Genomic DNA, 22395 nt, shown 5'->3' on the forward strand with positions numbered 1-22395 from the left:
CGCAAGGAGAACAATTGATGAAACGATTTATGAATTCAGACGAAGTGAAGAAACTGATATCCCTCGGCGAGGAGAAGGGCTTCCTTACCTATGATGATGTCAATGACATGCTTCCGTCCGATGTGACATCGTCGGACCAGCTCGATGACATCATTGTTTTTTTCGGTGAGAAGAACATCGACATCATTGACGCGATGAAGGATGAAAAACCCCAGGGAAAGAAGGCTGCCGACGAGCCGGATGATATCAAGGATGCCGACAAGGAGTCCCCCCTCCTCACGTCTCCCCTGGGGAAGACAGGCGATCCCGTCAAATTGTATCTGCGGGAAATGGGGCTTGTGTCCCTTCTGAACCGTGAGGAAGAAGTCGCGATCGCGAAGCGTATTGAGAAGGGGGAACAGAAGGTAATGGATTCGCTCTTCAGGGTGCCCTATTTTGTCAAGGATGTTGTACGCATCGGAGAGCGGCTGAAAAGCGGCGATATACGGATCAAGAGCATCGTAGACAGCATCGAGGACGAAGAAGGCTTCATGAAAGAGGAGCTGCATATCGAACGGGTTCTGACACTCATCGAGGGGATCGAGGCACACTTCAGTCAGTGTCTGGCCCTGGAAGAAAAACTCAAAGACACGAGCCTTACGGAAAAACGGCGAACGGCCCTGAAAAGGCAGCTTGAAAAGGAAGTCGTCGCCATTACCGCGCTGTGCCGGGACATTCGTTTCAGCAAGAGGCGGGTCAACAGCATGGTGTCGAAACTGAAAAAGGATGCGGAACGCATCAGGAATCTTGAAAAGCAACTCCAGTCCTGTCGTGAGCAGACGGGAAGACCCCTCAAGGAGCTTGATAGACTGTTCTCCCGCCTGAGGAGGGACCCGTCCCTGGAAAAAGCCATCGCCCGGGAACTGAAGGTTCCTCAGGCCCGTGTCAGAGAATGCGAGCGCATCCTTTTCCAGGGCAGACGTGAGCGGAAGGTCATAGCGGATAAGCTCGGAGCGTCATCGGAATCGCTGAAAAAAGTTTACAGCGCCATAATCCAGGGAGAAAGCGAAGCCAACGAGGCAAAACAGAAACTGATCCAGGCGAACCTCAGGCTGGTGGTGAGCATCGCGAAAAAATATACCAACCGGGGACTCCAGTTCCTGGACCTCATCCAGGAGGGAAACATAGGCCTCATGAAGGCGGTGGAAAAATTTGAATACCAGCGGGGCTACAAGTTTTCCACCTACGCCACCTGGTGGATCAGGCAGGCCATCACGAGAGCGATCGCGGACCAGGCCCGGACGATACGGATTCCCGTGCACATGATCGAGACCATAAACAAGCTCATCCGGACCTCCCGTTACCTGGTTCAGGAACTGGGACGGGACCCCAACCCTGAAGAAATTGCCGAAAAGATGGAATTTCCCCTGGAGAAGGTCAGGAAAGTTCTCAAGATAGCCAAGGAGCCGATTTCGCTGGAAACACCCATCGGCGAGGAAGAAGACAGCTCTCTGGGCGATTTCATCGAAGACAAAAAGATTATGTCTCCTTCCGATGCCACCATGAGTATGGATCTCGCGAAGCAGACCCGCAGCATTCTTTCAACGCTGACCCCCCGGGAGGAAAAGGTATTGAGGATGAGATTCGGCATCAGCGAAAAGTCCGAATACACCCCGGAGGAAGGTGAAATGGAAAACATGCCGGAAATGATGGAGCGGGCCAAAAAGATGGAATCGCAGGTCCTGAAGAAAATGAGGGGAGCCTCGAGAAGGAGGGAAATCAAGGGAAACGTCAAGTAGCAGCCGGTCCCCGGCGGCAGCGGCCGGGTGTACTCGCCCGGGGCCGTCGTCGCCTGGGTACGAGTCCGGCCAGGACGGAAGAGGATGAACCGGATCTTTACTGTTTCAGAATTGACGGCCGGCATAAAAGCCCTCGTGGAGACGGGTTTCGGCGTCCTGTGGGTAGCCGGCGAGGTGTCAAACCTCAGGCGTCCCGGCTCAGGCCATGTGTACTTCACGCTCAAGGACGAGTCCAGCCAGATCCGTGCCGTCATGTTCCGGCAGAACGCCGCGGCCTTGAATTTCACCCTCGAGGAGGGAAGTGCCCTGGTCTGTCGCGGCCGCCTGAGCGTGTATGCCGCCAGAGGCGACTACCAACTGGTGGTTGAAACGGCGGAACCGCGCGGTGTGGGAGCCCTGCAGATCGCCTTTGAACAGCTCAAGCGCCGTCTTGAGGAAGAAGGTCTGTTTGATCAGGGGCGAAAAAGAAGCCTTCCTCGATTCCCCGCGCGGGTGGGCATCGTAACTTCTCCTGCCGGAGCTGTCATCAGGGACATACTGACGGTCATGAAACGGCGATGGCCGTCCTGCGACGTTCTGCTGGCACCGGTGCGGGTCCAGGGAGCGGAAGCGGTGCCGGAGATATGCGAAGCCCTTGAAATCATGAATGGCCCCGGGATCGGTGAAACACTCGACCTGATCATTGTGGCCCGCGGCGGCGGGTCCATTGAAGACCTGCAAGCCTTCAACGATGAACGCGTGGCGAGAGCCATCCACGGGTCCCGGCTTCCTGTCGTTTCCGCCGTAGGTCACGAGATCGATTACACCATCGCCGATTTTACGGCCGATCTGAGGGCCCCCACGCCGTCGGCCGCGGCGGAACTGGTCGTTCCCGACCGGCGTGAACTCGCGGGAGTTGTAACAAAGATGACGTCAGGCCTTGTTTCTTACCATCGGTCCCGCCGGCAGGACCTGTGGCGGCGTCTCAACTCCGTCCGGGAACGTCTCGCCGATCCCGGACGGAGAATTACCGATTACAGGATTTTGCTCGATGATCGCCTTGCCACCCTGGAAGGGGCCTTCAGACGAACCCTTGAGAAGGGGGAGTACCGGACAGAAATGCTGGCCCGTTCTCTCAGGAACCTCAGTCCATCGAGCCGGATAGATGAGAACAGACGCATGGTCGGCTATCTCATGAACAAGATTCTGCTTACCATGGAGTACAGGCGCGGCCGCATCCGCGGCAGGGTCGATCGTTCCCTTGCCGTGCTTGACAGCATGAGCCCCCCGGCCGTGTTAAAACGGGGCTACAGCATCACCAGGCGCCGTTCCGACGGGGCACTCCTTGACGACGTGTCAGTCCTGCGGATTGGTGAGGATGTGACGGTGCGGGTCGCGCGAGGCAGCTTTCACGCGCGGGTTACAGAGATCATGGAGGAGGTGCCCGATGGCGGAAAAGAAATTTGAAAAAGCCCTGGAGCGGCTTGAAGAGATCGTCAGGAAGATGGAAGCCGGCGACATGACTCTTGATGAATCACTGAAGGCTTTTGAGGAGGGGGTGGAGCTGTCACGGTTCTGCATGAAAAAGCTTGACGAAGCGGAACGGAAAGTTGAAATGCTGCTCAAGGAAGGTGAGGGGGTTGTGACAACCCCCTTCGCGGCGGAGATCGAAGGTGACTGAAACGGAACAAGAACGGCTACAGGGGTATCTCGAAGACAGGAAAACCATGGTTGACCGGGCGCTGGACCGGTATCTTCCCGCCGCCGGATCCTATCCGCCCGTGATTTTTGAAGCGTCCCGGTACAGCCTGTTCGCCGGCGGGAAGCGGATACGGCCGATCCTGTGCATTGCCGCGGCCGAGGCTCTCGGGGGACGGATCGACGCGGTTCTTCCCGCCGCCTGCGCCCTTGAAATGATCCATACCTATTCGCTTATTCATGATGACCTTCCCGCCATGGACGACGACGCGCTCAGGCGAGGGAAACCGACCAACCACATGGTCTATGGTGAGGGGATCGCCGTTCTGGCGGGAGACGCCCTGCTGACGGACGCCTTCAGACTTATTGCCGACGAGGGGGCCGTCTCTGGAGCCGATCCCGGGGACCTGCTGTCGGTCATCAACGAGATTGCCCGCGCTGCGGGGTATTTCGGAATGATCGGAGGACAGGCCGTTGACCTGGACTCGGAAGGCAAGGGTGTTGATTATGAAACACTGCAGTATATTCACCGGCACAAGACGGCCGCCCTGATAACGGTGTCCTTGAGGGCGGGAGGCATCCTTGCCGGGGGCACGCCGCGGAAGCTGTCGGCATTGACGGCCTACGGTGAGAACATCGGCCTGCTGTTCCAGATAGTCGACGATATTCTCAACGTGGAGGGCGATGCCGTCCTCATGGGGAAGGAGACCGGTTCAGACAGGAAGCGGGGAAAAGCGACCTACCCATCGATCGTGGGTATGGAGCCCGCCCGCCGAAAAGCGGCTGAACTCGTGGTGAGCGCCCTGGCAAGCCTCACATCCTTTGACGATCGTGCTGAACCGCTGCGCCTGATCGCGCGGCACATGATGGAACGAAAAACATAAAGGCGGAGTGGCGGCTAGCGGAAACACTCCGCCCCGGAAGGATCTGTTCGGTGACCGAAAAAACCTTCTCGATTCTCGAAAAAATTGAGACACCTGAAGATATCAGAAAACTCAAGATCGAAGATATCGCCTTTCTGGCGGAAGACATCAGGCGCCTCATAATAGGCACGGTTGCCTCCAACGGAGGTCACCTGGCCCCGTCGCTGGGAGCTGTGGAACTGACGCTGGCCCTGCACTATGTCTTTGATACGCCGAAGGACAGGATAATCTGGGATGTGGGACACCAATCGTATGCCCACAAGATCATAACGGGACGAAAAAATGAATTTTCCACACTCAGGAAACTGGGAGGGATCGCTCCATTCCCGAAGCGGGACGAAAGCCCCTACGATGTCTTCGGAGTGGGTCACAGCAGCACGTCGATCTCGGCCGGATCGGGCATCGTCGAGGCACGCGGTCTCACGGGAAAGGATTTCAAGGTGGTGTGCGTCATCGGTGACGGCTCCATGACGGCAGGGCTTGCCTTTGAAGGACTGAACTGGGCCGGTGACCGCGAACAGGATCTGATCATAGTACTTAACGACAACGAGATGTCAATTTCCCCGAACGTGGGCGCCCTTTCATCCTATCTCAACAGGATAATGACAGGCCAGCACGTGGTGAAACTGAGGGCGGGCATCCTGAGTTTCCTGAAAACAATCCCCGGCATCGGAGAGCAGATGGTCAGGATAACGAAGCAGGCCGAGGAATCTCTGAAAGCTTTCATCGTTCCGGGCGTGCTCTTTGAAGAAATGGGATTCCAGTACGTAGGTCCCCTGGAGGGACATCGGGTGGATCACCTGATAAAAAATTTCGTCAACATCAAGACCCTGAAAGGTCCCGTGTTGGTTCACGTTGTCACCAGAAAAGGCAAGGGATATGCCCCCGCCGAGGCTGAACCGTCCCGTTTTCATGGAGTGGGACCCTTCGATGTTGCCACCGGAGAGCCGTTGCCCGGCCCCTCCGGTCCACCGGCATATACGGATATCTTCGGCCGGACCATGGTCAGACTTGCCCGTGAGAATCCGAAGATCGTGGCCATTACGGCGGCAATGAGTCAGGGGACGGGACTTGAAGCCTTTGCCGGAGCATTGCCGGAACGTTTCTTTGACGTGGGAATTGCCGAACCTCACGGCGTCACCTTCGCCGCGGGCCTGGCCGTGGAGGGTATTATCCCCGTGGTGGCCATCTATTCCACCTTTCTGCAGCGCGCCTACGACCAGGTTCTTCATGACGTCTGCCTTCAGAAGCTTCCCGTTGTCTTTGCCCTCGATCGGGGCGGTATTGTCGGAGACGACGGCGCGACACATCAGGGAGTTTTTGATCTGTCCAGTCTACGTTCCATCCCCAACATCGTCGTCATGGCTCCCAAGGACGAAAACGAACTGCAGCACATGATGAAAACCGCCATCGAATTAGGGGGACCCGTTTCAATCCGTTATCCCCGCGGCAAAGGGGAGGGAGTTCCTCTGGACGAGGACCTGAAAACCCTCGAGATAGGCCGCGGTGAGCTTCTTCGGCGGGGAAAGGACGCCGCTATCGTCGCCATCGGCTCCACCGTTTACCCGTCGCTGGAAGCGGCGTGGCTGCTCGCGGAGCGGGGCATCGACGTGAGTGTCGTCAACAGCCGCTTTGTGAAACCCCTCGATGAGAAGCTTGTCTGCGAGGTTGCCGCCGATACGGGAAGGGTGGTCACTGTTGAAGAGAATGTTCTCATGGGCGGATTCGGCAGTGCCGTCCTGGAACTTTACCAGGAACGGGGCTGTATGCCCGCGGTCATGAAGCGGCTTGGCATACCTGATCGATTCATCGAGCATGGTACACAGAAGGAGTTGAGAGAACGGTGCGGTATCGATGCCGGGGGAATCGCCGCTGCCGTTGAAGCCATGATGGATCGGACGGTTACGTGACAGCCGCGAAGGACAATGACAAGGTCGCGGGACGCTCCAGACTTGACAAGGCAATGGTCGACCGGGGGCTGGCCTCGTCGCGTGAACGGGCGAGGGCGCTGATATTGTCCGGGTCGGTCATCGTTGATGACACGGTTATGGACAAGGCGGGAGACCTGGTCCGTCCCGATGCGGCTATTCGCATACGGGGACATGACAATCCCTACGTGAGCCGGGGAGGGTTGAAGCTCAAGCACGCCCTGGACGCCTTCGGCATTGATGTCCATGACAAGGTGGCCCTTGACGTCGGGGCCTCGACGGGAGGATTTACCGATTGCCTTCTCCAGGAAGGCGCCCGCCGCGTCTATGCCCTCGATGTGGGATATGGCCAGGTCGCGTGGAAGCTGAGGGTCGACAACCGGGTCGTTCTGTTCGAGAGGACCAACATCCGCACCTTCGACGTGACCCGTATCCCCGATACCATTGACATCACCACTGTCGATGTCTCGTTCATTTCCCTGAAGCTGGTTCTCCCCGTTCTCTTTCCGGGTCTGCCACGGGGTGCCCTGGTTCTCGCCCTCATAAAACCACAGTTCGAGGCGGGACGGCCTGATGTCGGAAAGGGCGGTGTGATCAGAAACCCTGAAGTTCAGATGAGAGTGGTCCGTGAAATACGTGAGTATGCCGGTAATGTCGGGTTTCTGGTCAAAGGTTCATGCGAATCCCCCCTGCGGGGACCGGCGGGAAACCGGGAATTTTTTCTTTGTGCCGGCCGACCGTGAAACAGGCATGCGAGTAATCCCCCTGCCATGACAGTAAAACTTGCAAAAACAGCGGGCTTTTGCATGGGCGTGAGACGCGCCGTGGATATCGTTCTTGATATTGCCGGTCGGAAGGGCACCGGTCCAGTTTACACTTATGGAGAAATCATTCACAACCCTCAAACAGTTGATCTGCTGAGGAAGAGGGGAATCATTCCGGTCAGGACCATTGATGAAATCGACGGCGGAACGGTGGTTATACGGGCGCATGGCATATCGCCCCAGGAGCGGAGGCGGCTCAAGGAACGGGATATCACGGTTATCGATGCCACCTGCCCCCGGGTGGGCCGTGTCCAGTCAATCATCAAGAAACACACCTCCCTAGGCTACGACATTATCATTGTCGGCGACAGCGAACACCCTGAAGTGACCGGTCTTATGGGCTATGCCGAGCCCGGAGGGATCGTCATAAGCAGCAGCGAAGAGGTGGACGGTCTTCCGCCGCTGGGAAGGGTCTGCGTGGTCGCCCAGACGACGCAGAACGCGGCACACTATGAGAGGGTCGTTAAAAAGATTAAAGAAACCTATTCGGACGTCCTTGTTTTCAACACCATCTGTGACTCAACGGAGCGGCGCCAGGCGGAAATAGTGCGCATGACTGCTGAAATGGACACCATGATCATCGTGGGTGGAAAAAACAGCGCTAATACGAAACAGCTTCTGGTACTGTCCCAAAAATCCGGGATTCCTTCATTCCAGGTGGAAACAGCGGAAGACCTGCAGGATATAGACCTCGGCCAGGCCGGTACGATAGGTGTGTCAGCCGGGGCGTCGACGCCCAACTGGATAACCGACGGGGTGGTTGACTACCTGACGATGTACCGTAAGGATCGGGGCAAAAGATACCTGGGCAGTCTCTACCGGATTTGGCTTTTCTGCATCAGGACCGATATCTGGTCAGCCGTGGGAGCGGGTTCGCTGACGGCGGTCGGCATGGCACTTCAAGGACTTGCCCTGAGCTGGGTCAACGTACTTGTGGCGGCTTTCTACGTGTTTTCCATGCACACGCTCAACAGGCTTCAGGATCGTTACCTGGCAAACATACAGGGGAGCTTCAGGGATGAAACCTACCTGCGCCACCGGACCTCATACTCGGCCGCGTCCTTTATTTCCCTCGCTCTTGCCATAATCCTCTCTTTTTTCGCAGGGACAGCTCCCTTTGTCTCCCTGGTCCTGATTTCCATTTTCGGCTATTTCTACGGCGTTCGTATTTTTCCCGCCGGGTGGCCCTTCAAGAGTCTGAAAAACATTCCCGGATCGAAAAACATTTTTATCGCTCTTGCCTGGGCCGTCGTTGCGGCTCTGGTTTCTTCCCTGGGAGCGGCGGATGTTTCCCCCGGTGCCGCGCTAATGGCCTTTGCCTTTGTTTTTTTACTGGTTTTTATGAAGTCGGTTATCACAGACCTGGTGGATGTTCAGAGCGACCGCCTGGTGGGAAGGGAGACCTTTCCTGTCGTAATGGGCGAATATTTTTCTCGAAGGCTCGTAAAGAGCATATCGCTGGCAACGGCAGTGATGCTTGTGGCCGCGACATGGGCGGGGCCGGCGCCCCCCTTGGCGCTGTCACTTTTGGCGGCAGTTTTTTATGTGTGGATTTGTTTGGAACTTTGTGATAGAAAAGCGCACTTTTCCAGAACCGCCCTTGAAGGATTTTTCGGGACCATATATATTATCGCCGGCATGGGTGTTTTGATATGGAGGACGGTGGAGCGACTGCTGTTCTGATGATACTGGAGTGAAGACAGGTTTGATGTGAAACTGCAACCAATGTTCAAAGCCGTCGTCATCGTTGCGGCGATACTTGCCCTCGTCAGTTGCGGCGGTTCCCTGCGGTATTCGAAAATCGAGCCGGAAGCGTCCGGCTTCAGTCCGCGAAATATTGCCGTTGTGTCCGTCGACGCCGGTCCCCATAGCGATGCGGCCGGGAAAGCGGACGAGGTAATAGCCGACGTGCTTGTCCGGACAGGAAGGTATGCCGTGGTTCTCACTACTGAACGGGTCCGGGAAGCGGCGACAGATGAACCCCTGAAGTCAAATCTCGCCGATTACCTGGAAAAACTCGAGGTAGTCAATTTCTCGGATCCCGACCTGAGTACCGTTATCGGCGAAGCCCTGGGAGTCGAGGCTTTCCTTGTGGCGGCGGTATCTTTCTGGAGTCACACCCTGAACCCGAAAGGAAAAGAAATCGCGAGGGTGGGTCTGGAAATGAAGATGATAGACGTGTCCACGGGACGTATTGTCTGGACGGCGCATCATTTCGATGAGCAGCGGTATCGTCTTTTCAAGCCCGACCTGGCGGATGTGGGGCGCAGGGTCGCCCGGAAAATGATTGAGGGATTGCCCCGTTGAGGAAGTAGTGAAAAAGTCTGTTTTCCCGGAGGTCCTCAGGGAAACAGCAATGGATAAGTTAAACTATTCTTATTTGTGGGGAGGATATAAGCGTGGCCTACGTGATTACTGATGAATGCATTGCCTGTGGAAGTTGTGAAGACGAATGTCCCCTCGGGGCCATCAGTGAAGGTGAAGATAAGTACGTAATTGATCCTGAAGTATGCAACGATTGCGGCGCCTGCGCGGAATCGTGCCCCGTCGAAGCCATCGTGCCGGGAGAAGAAAACGAATAATGCGAGCCGCTGGAGATGGCGGCCGGAGACGCTGTCCCGTTCCTTCGCGTTCCTTGTATGGTATGATATAGCCTTGTTCAGGAAACGGTATGGGTTTATTTATTACATTTGAGGGAATCGAAGGTTCCGGGAAAAGCACCCAGATGGCTCTCCTTGCCGCGGATCTGGAGAAGCGGGGCATACACTGCCGTGCTACCAGTGAACCCGGGGGAAGTGAACTGGGCAGGGAGCTTCGCAGACTCCTCCTCCAGGGAATCGCGCTTGATATCACGGCGCGTTCGGAGCTGCTGCTCTTTGCCGCTGACCGTGCCCAGCATGTCGAACGAGTGATACTGCCCGCTCTTCAAGATGGTGCCATTGTGTTGTGTGACCGTTTTTCCGATGCCACAATGGCTTATCAGGGATGCGGGCGAGGATTGGCGCGGGACGATGTAGCCATGATCAATGATTTCGCCGCCGGCTCATTGAAACCTCACTACACGCTGCTCTTTGACATGCCGCCGGAGCAGGGACTTGCCCGGGTTCGCCGGCGGGCTGTGGATGCCGGAATCCGGGGGGACTCCCATGACCGGTTTGAAGAGGAACATTTGGAGTTTCACCGGCGGGTGCGAGAGGGATATCTTGCTCTTGCCGCAAAGGAGCCGGATCGGTTCCGGATTATCGATGCCGGCGGTAATGTGGACACGGTCTTCAGGAATGTAAAAGATGCGGTGTCAGTCATGCTTGAATAGTACCATCATGCCCTTTTCAAATATCTACGGTCATGAACGGCAGATCGCCCTTCTGAACAATTCCCTGGCCATGAACCGGGTTGCCCAGAGCTACCTTTTTTACGGGATGGCCGGCCTGGGGAAAAAAACGGTCGCTGCGTCCTTCGCCCGGGCCCTGAACTGCCGGGGCACGGAACGGGACTCCGGTGAACAGTGCTCCTCGTGCCGCACGATTGTCTCGGGGAATCATCCCGATGTCCTTCGTGTCGTTCCCCGGGGCGCCTTCATAAGAATCGAAGATATTCGAGACGTGGCAAAGGGGATGCGCTTTCGCCCCATGGAGGGGAGACGGCGGGTCGTGATCATCGAGGATGCCGACAGAATGAACAATGCCGCGGCCAACGCTTTCCTGAAAACCCTGGAAGAGCCGTCTCCGGACAATGTTCTGATAGTGATCACCTCACGCTGTGAGAGTCTTCCCAAAACGATTCTTTCTCGGTGCCAGAAGGTGCGCTTCAATCCTCTTCCCCCAAACGCCGTGGAAGCGTACCTGCGGGAACGGCTCGGTCTTGATGAGGACGAAGCGAAACTCCTTGCCGCCGCTTCGGGAGGAAGTATCGGGCGCATTCTGGACAGGGACAAGCAGACCTGGCGTCATGTCAGAGATGAGATAATTGCCTGTATGGTTCCCGGGGATGCGACGGCGGAGGACGGGAATCCCCTGGCAGTGATTGTGGCGGCACAGCGCTTTGGCGAGGACAGGAACGAAATCGCCCTCAAGCTCGATCTTCTGAAAGAGTGGTTCCGCGATGCCCTGGTGCTTCGCGAGAACGGACGGGACGGGCTCCTTATTCACGGCGATACGGCGGATGCCGCAGCGATCTGTGCGAATACCCGTTCCACCCGAGACATACTCATGGCGCTCGAGGCCATCGATCATGCCCGGAAGGGTATTGAACGCAATGGCAACCGGCAGTTGATACTGGAGGCGATGCTTTTCAGGATCGGCGCATCGGGCGCGGTAAGCCGGGTTTATGAATCTATACAGTGACGATATCGTAAAAAATCGAAAATCGTCTGAAACGGATGAACACAATGATTGACAATCAGGAAAGCCGCTCCCTGGTAGGCGTCAGGTTCCGGGCGAAGGGAAAGGTATATACTTTCGACGGAGGCGGTGTTCCAGTCGAAAAAAATGATACGGTTATTGTGGACACGGAAAATGGAGAAGCCATCGGAACTGTTGTTACGGTGACAAAAGTGGCCGTCGGGACAAGGACTCATGACAATATGAAGTTCCTGTTGAGGAAAGCCGGGGAAGCGGACCTGACGAGGGCCGCCGAGAACAGCAGCATTGAAAAAGAGGCCTTTCAATTCTGCCGAAAACGGATAGCCCATCGAAACCTTGCCATGAAACTGGTGGAGGTCTCCTATCTCTTTAACCGCAGCAAGCTTGTTTTTTATTTCGCTGCTGAAAGCAGAGTGGATTTCAGGGGACTCGTCAAGGATCTCGTCGCGGCTTACAGAACCCGTATTGAATTGCGGCAGATATGGGTGCGGAGCGAGGCCCGGTTTTTCGGCGGTATCGGAATGTGCGGGCGTGAACTCTGCTGTGTCGGGTTCCTCGAGTCCTTCGGCACGGTGTCCATAAAAATGGCAAAAGAACAGAACATGCTCCTCAATCCGGAAAAAATTTCCGGTCTCTGCGGGCGACTGATGTGCTGCCTCGCCTTTGAGTACGACAGTTACCGGGAATCTCGAAAAAACATGCCCAGGTGCGGAAGAACGGTAGTGCTTTCTCAGGGACGCGGAAAGGTGGTCAGGCAAAACGTACTTGAGGAAAAAATATTCGTCGATTTCGGAGAGGGCAGGGAGGCGGAGGTTTCCGTCAAAGACGTTATCAGTGTTGAACCGGCACGATCATGACGAACCGGGAGAAATGACAATGAAAGACGCTTTCTATATCACAACTCCTATCTACTACGTGAATGCACCTCCCCATATCGGCCATGCCTTCACGACCATCGTGGCCGATGTGATGGCGCGCTTCCACCGCATGATGGGAAAGCCCACTTTTTTTCTCACCGGGACTGACGAGCACGGTGATAAAATCGCCGAAGCCGCCGCTGCCGCGGGCATTTCACCCCGGGAGTATGCCGACATGATAAGTTCCAAGTTTCGAGAACTCTGGCCCAGGCTGAACATTACCAATGATTACTTTATCCGCACCACCGATGAAAACCATCAGGCGGTGGTCCGGTCGATCCTTCAAAAGGTATATGACGCAGGGGACATCTATTTCGGCGAATACGAAGGAAACTATTGTGTCGGCTGCGAACGCTTCTACCGTGAATCCGAGCTGGTGGACGGACGGTGCCCTGATCACCGGAGCGTTCCCGAGGTGAGGAAGGAAAGTAATTACTTTTTCACCATGAGCAAGTATCAGGACTGGCTGATTCGCTACATAACGGATAACCCCGATTTTATCAGGCCCGAACGCTATAGAAATGAAGCACTTGCTTTTTTGAGGGAACCGCTGGAGGACCTCTGTATATCGCGGCCGAAATCGCGGCTGACCTGGGGAATCACACTGCCTTTTGACGACAACTATGTCACCTACGTCTGGTTCGACGCGCTCATCAACTATATCACCGGCCTGGGCTATCCGGACCATGAAAACTTCCGGACATTCTGGCCGTCGTCCCAGCATCTGATCGCCAAGGATATCCTCAAGCCCCATGGAATATACTGGCCCACCATGCTCAAGGCGGCGGGAATTGAACCCTATCGTCACCTGAACGTTCACGGGTACTGGAACATCGATGCCGGAAAGATGTCGAAAAGCCGGGGCACTGTGGTCAAGCCCCTTGACCTGAAAGACAAGTACGGCCTTGACGCGTTCAGATACTATCTGATGCGGGAGATGGTCTTCGGCCTGGACGCCGGTTTCAGCGAAGAAGGTCTCGTGGGGCGCCTTAACTCGGATCTTGCCAACGACCTGGGTAACCTGGTGAGCAGGAGCCTTTCGATGGCCGTGAAGTATTGCGCCGGGGCCGTGCCCCTCCGGGGGGACGGGTCCGATGAACTCGACGGCGGACTCATCAGGCAGGGAGAATCCCTGGCAGAGACGCTCGAGCGGTCTTTCGAAAGTCTCCAGTTTCACAGGGCCCTCATGACGATTTGGGAATTCATCAATGCCGCCAACAAGTACATTGTCACAACCGAGCCATGGGTTCTGGCCAGGACTGACGCTTTGAAGAACCGTCTTCAGGAGGTCATGTATAATGTCCTCGAGGCTCTTCGCGTCATCGCGGTGGCCCTTTCCCCGTTCATGCCCGATACGTCGACGGAGATTCTCAGACGGCTGGGCCTGGACGAACCCCCCGTCCTTGATGCCGTCAGGGTATGGGGCGGTCTCAGGTCGGGGAGCGTCCTTGACAGGGGAGAGGCGCTGTTCCCCCGCGTCAGCCTGGAAAAAGAGTCCGCCGAGGTTGCAGAAATTGACATGAAAGACATCGTTGATATACAGGCCTTTCAGCAGCTGGACATTCGGGTGGCCCGCGTTCTTGAAGCGCAAGCCGTTCCCAAATCATCAAAGCTGATCCAACTGACAATAGACGTGGGCGAGGAGCGGACCATCGTGGCCGGAATCGGACAGGATTACAATCCCGGCGATCTGGAGGGGAAGCTCATCGCCGTTGTAGTGAACCTGAAGCCCGTGACAATCATGGGAGTGGAGTCCCGGGGAATGCTTCTGGCCGCTGAAGACAAAGGCGGTTTGAGCCTTGTGACCTTTGACGGCGAGACGACGGCGGGAGCCAGGATCGGGTAGGGAAAGACCGGCTTGTGAACCGGGACAGCGGGTGCCGGTCACTTTCCTTTCCGACACCCGCCGGTGTTCTGTTGCCTTTTCTGTTAAGCGGTCACTGCACCTTCGCCATGTAGTCTGTCAGGTCGATCATGCGACAGCTGTAGCCCCATTCGTTGTCATACCAGCCGCAGACTTTCACCAGAGTACCCTCCACGATGTAGGTGAGGGCGGCATCGTAAATACAGGAATGGGGATCCTTGACGAAGTCTCTCGATACGAGCGGTTCATCGGAGTACCGGAGGACACCCTTCATGGGGCCCTCGGCGGCCTTTTTGAACGCCCTGTTGACAGAGTCGATATCGGCGGCCCTTTCAAGATCAACCACCAGATCGACCATGGAAACCGTCGGCGTGGGTATTCGCATGGCAAAGCCGTTCATTTTCCCGATGAGGCCGGGGATAACCTTGCCGATAGCCTTGGCCGCACCGGTCGTAGTGGGTATCATGGACAGAGCCGCCGCCCTGGCCCGCCGCAGATCACTGTGAGGGAAGTCCAGGATTCTCTGGTCGTTCGTGTAGGCGTGAATGGTTGTCATCAGGCCTGATTTGACACCGAAGGTGTCATCGAGAACTTTTGCCAGAGGGGCGATGCAGTTCGTGGTGCAGGATGCGTTGGAGACAATGGTGTGGCGGTCCGGGTCGTAGCTGTCTTCGTTGACACCCATGACAATGGTCACGTCTTCGTTGGTTGCCGGCGCGGAAATAAGAACCTTTTTCGCTCCGGCTTCGATATGGACAGCCGCCTTGGTGCCGTCGGTGAAGAATCCCGTCGATTCGATGACCAGGTCAACGCCCAGTTCTTTCCAGGGAATCCTGGCGGGATCACGCTCCGAAAAAAACTTGTATTCCTTTCCGTCTACCATGATTGCACCTTCCCGGGCCGTCACCTCGGCGGGATACACTCCGTAATTGGAATCATATTTGAAAAGGTGGGCCAGGGTTTTTGCGTCCGCCAAGTCGTTGAAGGCAACGATGTCCACATCCGGAAGCTTCTTTTCAAGAGCCGCCCGGAACACCAGCCTCCCGATTCTGCCAAATCCATTTACTCCGACCTTGATCATGACTCCTCTCCTTGGCACGTTAGAGGTGAAGCGCCGCCGGCGCCTGAATGGGAACATCGATGGTCTCTATCAGTTCTTCCACCGAGGCCCTGGTGCCCGAGATCGCGAGCTTGTCGAAGAGAAGGCTGAAGCGATCCTCCAGTTCCGATCCTATGGCTTCAAGTATGGACGCGTCGAGGTGCCACAGTTCCTTCTTGAAGGGGCCGAAGCCTTTCTTGCGTGTTTTGTAAATGAATTGCTCCTCCGTGTCCTGTTCCTTCTTCTCGTTGCGCAACTCTGTATTTATGTAATCATACACACTCTTTTTGAGGGCACCGGGAAAGTTGTCGCTGTCGTATATGATGTTCTGAAATCCCGTGGCAAGATGGATTTCGGCGGTTCCCGTCCGGGGGAAATGGTCAAAGGCGTCTTCGGGAAGAGTGGAGGCGCCGTGCTGGACAGCACCGGCAAGGCCGTACCGGGTGCGGGCGATTTCCGAAATACTCCGGAGAGTGTCGAAATCGATCTTTACCGAAGCGATAGAGCCGTCGGGGAGGGGAACGCCTCCGTGGGTGGTACCCGTCTGAATACTTATTTTGCTGATCCCCTTCATCACCCCCGCGTGCTCGTCTTCAAGGGCCTCGTTGTATCCTTCCATAAACGCGATGAATTCTTCAACGGTGGTATTCTTGCTTCCCACTTCTCCGATCTCGCCTCCCACGGATATTGTAATGCCGGCCGGCTCAATGCTTCTGATCAGTTTCGTCAGGTCCGCCGTGATACGGTAATTGTCTTCCTGTTGTTCTCCGAGAGTCGGTCTGGAAAGATCAACCAGGGTGGACGCGTCGATGTCGATATTGTAAAAGCCTCCCTCCACGGCTTCAATAATCAGGTCCTCGACGGCGCCTGTTTCGGCTGAAGGATCGGCGGCGTATTTCTTTGCGTTCATCTGGAAATGGTCCCCCTGCAAGAAAAGGGCCCCCCGATATCCCGTTTTTATGGCCGCGGCAGTGACGGCGGTCGTGTATTCAGCGGGCCTCTGACTTGTGTAGCCGATTTCAGAGCGGGCGATTTCAAAAATGAAGGCCCCGGCGTCGATGGCCATGGCTGATCGCAGGACCGCCCGGGCGCTGTGGTAGGTGATCCCTCTGAGATTGATGGCCGGGACAGTGAAGTCGGAAATCGTTCCCCTTCCCATGGCGTCATAGAGGGATTGAATGGACGACGGGAGAATGTCGAGGGAGGCACCGGCCCTCCGTATGATCCAGGCGGCTGCTTCCCGGACGTCTTCCCGGGGACTGAAAACGGCCGTGTAGATGAGATCGTCCACCAGATCTTTTCTCAGGCGTTGTTCATCGAGAACATCCACCCGGTCCGGTTCAAGGCGGAGTATCCCCTCGGTGATCTTTTTCAAATCATCAATAGTGGAAACTATCATGGTCGCCTCCTTTTTATTCCTGTTGAGCAGCCAGATACTCCCGGGCCTTTTCTACCTCAAAGGCACTCCCGATATAGATAGGGTCTCTCTGGTCAAGGCTCTCGGCAGCAATGTCGAGAATAGAGCGGATTCCGTCAGTCGCCTGTCCTCCTGCCTGTTCAATGAGGAATGCCATGGGCTGAAGCTCGAAGACAAGCCGGAGTTTCCCCCGGGGAGATGTCTTCAGCGCCGGGTAGGTAAATATTCCCCCCCGCTTGATCATGATCTGGTTGATGTCCGGAACGAACCCTCCGCTGTATCGAAGCTTGTATCCCTCGTCGTCCAGATAGCTTATGTAGCGGGCGTGAGGCTCCGTCCAGTCCCGTTTCAGTCCGCCAAGGCTGTAAATGGATCCCCGTTGCTCCAAGGCTATGTTTTCTTCCGACAGGACATATTCTCCCTCGCGGTTCAGGACAAATTCATGGGTGCCCTTCCCGGCGGAATACACCATGGTGATCAAGGGCCCGTAGGTGATGTACAGGGCCGCCACCATAGTCTTTCTTCCCTGGGATGGAACGGGTTGATTGTGTATGCCGATGATGGTGCCGATGGCAAGATTGGTGTCCACAAGGGACGAGCCGTCGAGAGGGTCCGCCGTTATGTAGTATTTTTCGTCACCCTTGCCTATCGTGACGATTTGGTCGAGTTCTTCTGAGGCGTATTCTCTGACGAATCCGGAATATTCCAGTTGGTTCCTGAGGATTTTGTCGCTGCTCCTGTCCAGGGCAAGCTGCTCCTCATCATAGATGTTCTTGACTCCCGCGAGTTTGCGGTTCGATTCGTGGATCTTGGCTGAAATGTATTTTCCTGTCACGGCGATCTGCCAGATAAGCCGTCGCAAATCAAGTTCAATTCCGTCCTTCCACATATGACGTCGCAGATCGACAAAATACTTGGTTGCATCGGAGATATTTTCAGTCGCCATGGCCCGTGACTCTCCTTTCTTTCCGGGCTTATCCGGCCCGCTGATCCTCGATTCCGGGATAGAAAAACTCTACAGGAACGATCTGGGACTGTCAAGGACGTACCGCCACCCCTCCTCTGCCAGAGATGTTGACAGTCATTATCGATCATGGTATCGTAATACATAAATTGATCGATGGAGATATGGCCATGCACTTAGTAACGGTTTCACCCAAATATCAAATCGTCATACCAAAACCAATTAGAGAGGCATTAAATCTTCGACCGGGTCAAAAAATGCAGGTCATTGGATATGCAGGGCGTGTTGAACTCATACCGGAACTTGACATTAAAGAACTTCGAGGATTCCTCAAAGGTATCAATACGGAATTTAATCGAGAGGAAGACAGGGTATGAACATCATAGATTCTTCCGCCTGGCTTGCATACTTCGCTGATGAACCCAATGCCGGACATTTCCTTGCCCCGTTAACTGATACTGCTTCACTTGTTGTTCCATCGATTACGATTTATGAGGTATTCAATGTAATTCTCCGGGAATCCAACGAAAATAATGCACTGAAGGCTGTCATGGCCATGCAAAAGGGTACTGTCGTTGATTTGACTGCATCATTGGCAATGGCAGCATCAAAACTGAGTATAGAATATAACCTTCCCATGGCAGATAGTATAATTCTCGCAACTGCCCAAGAATTCAATGCTGTTATCTGGACTCAGGATTTAGATTTTAAAAATATAAGTAATGTAAAGTTCTTCTCCAAAAAAACAGGGAGGGCCGACAAGAAAAACTCCCTCCCTTGAGTCATGTCTTATCTGCCTGAAATTTCCTGAAAAGGAATGGCTCTGTTTGCGTACGGCCAATGTTGTCGAACGGGTCAACAAAGAGTGTAAACGACGGACCAAACCGATGGAGATCCCGGCAGGAGAGCGTTCCTGCCATCATTGAAAAAACCGGCAGAAAAAAATTTCACACAAAATAGTTGACAGTACCAAATTTTCTGACCCGGTGGTGTGAACATCTCCGGGGTGAGTCGAGCCGGGACAGTCAACCGGTACCTGCTCGAACCCACCTATCCCACAATCACAGGGGGGCTGTGACGGGAACCATTCCCCGTCACAGCCCCTTTGCGTTGTTGTTTACTGTGCTATCCCTGCACCACGTTGTGTCCCTACACAATGAAGGCCTCTTCCGGGATGCGCATGGCGCTGGTTTCGTCCTGCCTGATGGTTTCGCATCTGGCCGGAACAAGGGCGGTCCGGCGGTTGACAAAGAATCGGGCCGATTCGATCTTGCCCGTGTAGAAGTTCCTGTCCCTGTCGCCGGCGGCGGTTTCCAGTGCCGCCATGGCCACGACGGCCATCTTGAGGTGCAGCGCGCCTGTGATGACGTCGCTGAGGCAATGCATGTAATCATAGGCACCAAGGAGGGGGACGAAGGGGTTGGTTTTTAACATTCCGCTGTACTCCATGGCGTTGGTGACACAGGCGTTGAGGGCCGTTTCAACGATGGTCGCCTCGGCGCCGAGGCCTTCTACGGCCTTCGCTTCGGCAATGTAGCCCTGGAGAAAGCCCAGCAGGTTCATGAACACCATGCCCTTTTTCATGGGCAGCTTGCGTCCCAGGAGGTCCAGGGCCTGGATTCCGTTGGTACCCTCATAGATGGTGTTTATTTTCTGGTCCCGCATCATCTGCTCCACGGGATACTCGCGGCAGTAGCCGTACCCGCCGAAGGTCTGTACGGCCAGGTCATTGACCACCATGCCCAGGTCGGTACAGTAGGCCTTGACCAAGGGGATAAGGATGTCACCCATATCGGCCCATTTGGTTTTTTCTTCTTCCGTCTCGGCTACCATCTTCTTGTCCATGGTGTAGTAACAGAGCATGGCCAGGGCCCGTATGCCTTCCACGATGGATTTCTGCTTGAGGAGCATTCTCCGAACGTCCGGATGCCGTATGATCGGCACCTGGGGCGCGTCGGGATCCTTGCCGGCCATGATGTCCGTTCCCTGGAACCTCTCCCGGGCATATTCAACGGCATGACGGTAGGCCGCCGTCGCCATGGCGACGCCCATCATACCCACGCCCTGGCGCTCTTCATTCATCATGTGGAACATGATTCTCATGCCCTGGCGTTCTTCACCCATGAGGTATCCCACACACGTACCGTTGTCACCGAAGTTCAGGGTGCAGGTGGGGTTGCCGTGAATTCCCATCTTGCTTTCGATGTTGCCGCAGGTGACGTCGTTGGGTGCTCCCAGCGAACCGTCATCGTTGATGCGAATCTTCGGGACCACAAAAATTGAAATGCCGCGTGTTCCGCCCGGGTCGCCCTCGATCCGCGCCAGGACGGGATGGATGATATTTTCGGTCAGGTTATGATCGCCCGCTGAAATGAACGACTTGCTGCCGATAATGGAAAAGGTTCCGTCGGGATTGCGCTTGGCAACCGTCGTGAGGGCGCCCACATCGGAACCGGCGCCCGGCTCGGTCAGACACATCGTCCCGGCCCATTGTCCGGTGAACATTTTCTCGATGATGATTTTTTTGAGAGGGTGTTCGAAGAAATCGATCAGTAATCTGGCCGCTCCGTGAGTCAGGCCCGGAAACATGACGAAGGCCTGGTTGCAGGACAGGAACATGTGCGCGGCGGCGGCACTCACCACGGCGGGCAGCTGCTGGCCGCCGTATTCGTACTCGTCGGAGGTACACATCCATCCGCCCTCTGAATAGAGCTGCCAGAGCCTGTGGTAGGCCTCGGGAACAAACACTGTACCGTCCCTGAACTCTGCCTCGACGGTTTTTTTGTGGACTTCGTCCGGATAGGTGGGGGCTATCTCGTTTTCTGCCAGTTTGGCAGCTTCGTTGAGAACCATATTGACCATGTCGACGTCATGGTCACTGAAGGGTCCCCTGCCGAGGAGCTCAGTTCCGATCTGGAAGACCTCGTGCAACAGAAAAGCAAAGTCTCGTTCGTCAATCCATTTGCTCGCCATAGCTATCTCCTTTGCTCATTGCGGGTAGGTTGATCATAGAATCGATGCCCCGAGAAGACACCATCCTCTTTTTTGCTTTCGTGCATCCGATATCAGCACATTCAGCATCGCCTGTCAACACAGAAAGCAGTCCTTCCATCCTTCAATGGTTTGAAACTTCACTGTTTTTTGGTCATTGACCATCCTTCCTCCCCTGTGTTAATGAGGAACTGCACGTGAACGTTTCAACGTGAACCGGTCAAAAACAGTTCCGTGAGGTGTGGCCTGTGTCCGAAAAAAGATGTCTCATTCCGGTCCTGATCCTCGCGGTGGTGCTGTTCGTATTCTCCTGCGCGAGTCTGACGCTGAAACCGCCATCAGTGACGATCGTGGGCATTGACGTGATCGAGGCGACCCTCTTCGAGCAGCGATTTTCCTTCACACTGCGGGTCCGGAATCCGAACAGCAGGGATATTCCGCTGACGGGCCTGAGTTTCGAGGTGGAGCTGAACGATCTCCCCTTTGCGCGGGGCGTAAGCGACAGGGCGGTTACGGTGCCGCGTTTCGGTGAAGGAATTCTCACGGTGACGGCCGTAAGCGACCTGGCGGACATTTTTCGCCAGATCCGTGAATGGACCCGGAAAGACCAGCCCGGAACTTTCTCCTATCGTATCAAGGGAACACTTTCCACGGGCTTCTTCGGAGCTCTGACCTTTGACGAGAAGGGCGTGGTTGAACTGCCGCGTCCCCGTCAGGACTCTTGAGGAGGAGCCCGCATTGCCGCGGCAGCCTCACATCCGAGCGGGCTATTTCTTTGCCGTACTGGCGGCCGTTCTCTGGGCCTCCTCGGGAATAGCGTCCAAGTTTCTCTTCAACAACGGCATTACGGCCCATGGGCTTGTCCAGATGCGCTGCACGCTGGCCTCGTCCTTCCTGTTCTTCTGGCTGTTTACGAGTAATCGCTCGCTGCTGCTGATTGACCGGCGGGACCTTCCCTACTTTATTTCTCTCGGCCTGGAACTCGGGGCGGTCCAGTACACCTATCTTTTTGCCATCAGCAAGATCAATGTGGCCATGGCGGTTCTCATCCAATACCAGGCCCCTGTTTTCGTCGTGCTGTACACGATGCTGATTCTGCGGGCACGGCTCCCGGCCGTCGTGTTCATCGCCCTGATGGGTTTGATCCCGGGGTGCTACCTGGTCGTTGGGGCATACAACCTTGACTTGCTGAACATGAACCGTGCGGGCGTCCTCGCGGCGCTGTGCTCGGCCGTCCTCTTCGCCTGCTACACGGTGCTTTCCGCCCGGGGCATGCGGCGCTACGATCCCCGGACGGTGGTATTCTTCGGCCTGCTCTTTTCGGCTGTTATCTGGAACATCCTGCATCCGCCCCTGGCGGCCTTTCTGAGCCTCTCGGGAATCGCGCAATGGGGGTGTGTCCTGTTCGTCGGAATCGTCGGAACGGTCATTGCCTTTACCTGCTACAATCAAGCCATTTTCCGCATCGGAGCAGTGCGGACCAGTATCACGGCCACCCTGGAACCGATCACGGCGGGTTTCATGGCCTGGATACTCCTGTCGGAAACCATGGAATCACGGCAGATTCTGGGGGCCCTGCTGGTGATCGCCTCGGTGATAGTGCTGCAGGCGAAGGGGAGCCGGCGGTAGGATGCGGGCTGGGGTGCTTTGTA

21 protein-coding genes are annotated in these 22395 nt (G+C 55.7%); 17 read left to right on the forward strand and 4 right to left on the reverse strand.

Annotation, left to right across the window (positions count from 1 at the left end; translation table 11 throughout):
* The first annotated feature begins 29 nt into the window (after positions 1 to 29).
* From rpoD to metG, 13 genes are all read left to right on the forward strand, one after another.
* A complete protein-coding gene (gene rpoD, locus M0Q23_03385) occupies positions 30 to 1778 on the forward strand; it encodes an RNA polymerase sigma factor RpoD (protein ID MCK9527688.1) in 1749 nt (582 codons plus the stop codon).
* An 84-nt stretch (positions 1779 to 1862) separates the two neighbouring features.
* Positions 1863 to 3224, forward strand: coding sequence for an exodeoxyribonuclease VII large subunit (gene xseA / locus M0Q23_03390; protein ID MCK9527689.1), 1362 nt, complete (start codon positions 1863 to 1865; stop codon positions 3222 to 3224).
* On the forward strand, positions 3205 to 3438 hold the full coding sequence (locus tag M0Q23_03395; GenBank protein MCK9527690.1) for an exodeoxyribonuclease VII small subunit: 234 nt from the start codon (positions 3205 to 3207) through the stop codon (positions 3436 to 3438). Before xseA ends, M0Q23_03395 begins: the two co-directional genes overlap by 20 nt.
* Complete coding sequence (locus M0Q23_03400; protein MCK9527691.1) at positions 3431 to 4339, forward strand: polyprenyl synthetase family protein; 909 nt, start codon at positions 3431 to 3433, stop codon at positions 4337 to 4339. Before M0Q23_03395 ends, M0Q23_03400 begins: the two co-directional genes overlap by 8 nt.
* Before the next feature lie 50 nt (positions 4340 to 4389).
* Positions 4390 to 6288 carry a 1-deoxy-D-xylulose-5-phosphate synthase gene (gene dxs, locus M0Q23_03405; protein ID MCK9527692.1) on the forward strand — a complete coding sequence of 633 codons (1899 nt, stop codon included), beginning with the start codon at positions 4390 to 4392 and terminating at the stop codon, positions 6286 to 6288.
* Positions 6285 to 7049, forward strand: coding sequence for a TlyA family RNA methyltransferase (locus tag M0Q23_03410; protein MCK9527693.1), 765 nt, complete (start codon positions 6285 to 6287; stop codon positions 7047 to 7049). Before dxs ends, M0Q23_03410 begins: the two co-directional genes overlap by 4 nt.
* 27 nt (positions 7050 to 7076) lie before the next feature.
* Positions 7077 to 8813, forward strand: a complete 1737-nt coding sequence (ispH, locus tag M0Q23_03415) for a 4-hydroxy-3-methylbut-2-enyl diphosphate reductase (GenBank protein MCK9527694.1) — start codon at positions 7077 to 7079, stop codon at positions 8811 to 8813.
* A 27-nt stretch (positions 8814 to 8840) separates the two neighbouring features.
* Positions 8841 to 9437: a hypothetical protein gene (locus tag M0Q23_03420; protein ID MCK9527695.1), complete on the forward strand. Its 597-nt coding sequence runs from the start codon at positions 8841 to 8843 to the stop codon at positions 9435 to 9437.
* Positions 9438 to 9529: 92 nt separating this feature from the next.
* On the forward strand, positions 9530 to 9712 hold the full coding sequence (locus M0Q23_03425; GenBank protein MCK9527696.1) for a 4Fe-4S binding protein: 183 nt from the start codon (positions 9530 to 9532) through the stop codon (positions 9710 to 9712).
* Between the two features lie 89 nt (positions 9713 to 9801).
* The gene (gene tmk / locus M0Q23_03430; protein MCK9527697.1) at positions 9802 to 10443 is read left to right on the forward strand and encodes a dTMP kinase; all 642 of its coding nucleotides are present in this window, start codon (positions 9802 to 9804) and stop codon (positions 10441 to 10443) included.
* Positions 10436 to 11473 carry a DNA polymerase III subunit delta' gene (gene holB / locus M0Q23_03435; protein MCK9527698.1) on the forward strand — a complete coding sequence of 346 codons (1038 nt, stop codon included), beginning with the start codon at positions 10436 to 10438 and terminating at the stop codon, positions 11471 to 11473. Before tmk ends, holB begins: the two co-directional genes overlap by 8 nt.
* Before the next feature lie 44 nt (positions 11474 to 11517).
* A complete protein-coding gene (locus M0Q23_03440; GenBank protein MCK9527699.1) occupies positions 11518 to 12348 on the forward strand; it encodes a stage 0 sporulation protein in 831 nt (276 codons plus the stop codon).
* Between the two features lie 19 nt (positions 12349 to 12367).
* A complete protein-coding gene (gene metG / locus M0Q23_03445) occupies positions 12368 to 14254 on the forward strand; it encodes a methionine--tRNA ligase (GenBank protein MCK9527700.1) in 1887 nt (628 codons plus the stop codon).
* A 91-nt stretch (positions 14255 to 14345) separates the two neighbouring features.
* Here metG and gap read toward each other — a convergent pair whose 3' ends face one another.
* The 3 genes from gap to M0Q23_03460 are packed head-to-tail and all read right to left on the reverse strand — an operon-like array spanning position 14346 to position 17734.
* Positions 14346 to 15353, reverse strand: a complete 1008-nt coding sequence (gene gap / locus M0Q23_03450; GenBank protein ID MCK9527701.1) for a type I glyceraldehyde-3-phosphate dehydrogenase — start codon at positions 15351 to 15353, stop codon at positions 14346 to 14348.
* 19 nt (positions 15354 to 15372) lie between these two features.
* Positions 15373 to 16770, reverse strand: a complete 1398-nt coding sequence (locus tag M0Q23_03455) for a class II fructose-bisphosphate aldolase (protein ID MCK9527702.1) — start codon at positions 16768 to 16770, stop codon at positions 15373 to 15375.
* Between the two features lie 13 nt (positions 16771 to 16783).
* Entirely contained in the window at positions 16784 to 17734 is a 951-nt protein-coding gene (locus tag M0Q23_03460) for a fructose-1,6-bisphosphatase (protein MCK9527703.1), read from the reverse strand.
* A 188-nt stretch (positions 17735 to 17922) separates the two neighbouring features.
* Between M0Q23_03460 and M0Q23_03465 the strand changes: the two genes are divergently transcribed.
* On the forward strand, positions 17923 to 18129 hold the full coding sequence (locus M0Q23_03465; protein MCK9527704.1) for an AbrB/MazE/SpoVT family DNA-binding domain-containing protein: 207 nt from the start codon (positions 17923 to 17925) through the stop codon (positions 18127 to 18129).
* Positions 18126 to 18533: a type II toxin-antitoxin system VapC family toxin gene (locus M0Q23_03470; protein ID MCK9527705.1), complete on the forward strand. Its 408-nt coding sequence runs from the start codon at positions 18126 to 18128 to the stop codon at positions 18531 to 18533. Before M0Q23_03465 ends, M0Q23_03470 begins: the two co-directional genes overlap by 4 nt.
* Positions 18534 to 18901: 368 nt before the next feature.
* Here the strand turns inward: M0Q23_03470 and M0Q23_03475 are convergent, their stop codons facing one another.
* Positions 18902 to 20725, reverse strand: coding sequence for an acyl-CoA dehydrogenase (locus tag M0Q23_03475; GenBank protein ID MCK9527706.1), 1824 nt, complete (start codon positions 20723 to 20725; stop codon positions 18902 to 18904).
* A gap of 266 nt (positions 20726 to 20991) precedes the next feature.
* Here M0Q23_03475 and M0Q23_03480 point away from each other — a divergent pair, with 266 nt between their 5' ends.
* Complete coding sequence (locus M0Q23_03480; GenBank protein ID MCK9527707.1) at positions 20992 to 21468, forward strand: LEA type 2 family protein; 477 nt, start codon at positions 20992 to 20994, stop codon at positions 21466 to 21468.
* 13 nt (positions 21469 to 21481) lie between these two features.
* Positions 21482 to 22372 carry a DMT family transporter gene (locus tag M0Q23_03485; protein MCK9527708.1) on the forward strand — a complete coding sequence of 297 codons (891 nt, stop codon included), beginning with the start codon at positions 21482 to 21484 and terminating at the stop codon, positions 22370 to 22372.
* Positions 22373 to 22395 lie beyond the last annotated feature (23 nt).

The organism is Syntrophales bacterium, assembly GCA_023228425.1.
Taxonomy (GTDB): domain Bacteria; phylum Desulfobacterota; class Syntrophia; order Syntrophales; family UBA2210; genus MLS-D.

Bases quoted from the DNA above. Each gene is read 5' to 3' on its own strand.
- xseA (MCK9527689.1), top strand. From the start codon at position 1,863: ATGAACCGGATCTTTACTGTTTCAGAATTGACGGCCGGCATAAAAGCC.
- ispH (MCK9527694.1), top strand. From the start codon at position 7,077: ATGACAGTAAAACTTGCAAAAACAGCGGGCTTTTGCATGGGCGTGAGA.
- M0Q23_03455 (MCK9527702.1), bottom strand. From the start codon at position 16,770: ATGATAGTTTCCACTATTGATGATTTGAAAAAGATCACCGAGGGGATA.
- M0Q23_03470 (MCK9527705.1), top strand. From the start codon at position 18,126: ATGAACATCATAGATTCTTCCGCCTGGCTTGCATACTTCGCTGATGAA.
- M0Q23_03460 (MCK9527703.1), bottom strand. From the start codon at position 17,734: ATGGCGACTGAAAATATCTCCGATGCAACCAAGTATTTTGTCGATCTG.
- gap (MCK9527701.1), bottom strand. From the start codon at position 15,353: ATGATCAAGGTCGGAGTAAATGGATTTGGCAGAATCGGGAGGCTGGTG.
- M0Q23_03465 (MCK9527704.1), top strand. From the start codon at position 17,923: ATGCACTTAGTAACGGTTTCACCCAAATATCAAATCGTCATACCAAAA.
- M0Q23_03440 (MCK9527699.1), top strand. From the start codon at position 11,518: ATGATTGACAATCAGGAAAGCCGCTCCCTGGTAGGCGTCAGGTTCCGG.
- M0Q23_03395 (MCK9527690.1), top strand. From the start codon at position 3,205: ATGGCGGAAAAGAAATTTGAAAAAGCCCTGGAGCGGCTTGAAGAGATC.
- tmk (MCK9527697.1), top strand. From the start codon at position 9,802: ATGGGTTTATTTATTACATTTGAGGGAATCGAAGGTTCCGGGAAAAGC.
- M0Q23_03475 (MCK9527706.1), bottom strand. From the start codon at position 20,725: ATGGCGAGCAAATGGATTGACGAACGAGACTTTGCTTTTCTGTTGCAC.
- metG (MCK9527700.1), top strand. From the start codon at position 12,368: ATGAAAGACGCTTTCTATATCACAACTCCTATCTACTACGTGAATGCA.
- rpoD (MCK9527688.1), top strand. From the start codon at position 30: ATGAATTCAGACGAAGTGAAGAAACTGATATCCCTCGGCGAGGAGAAG.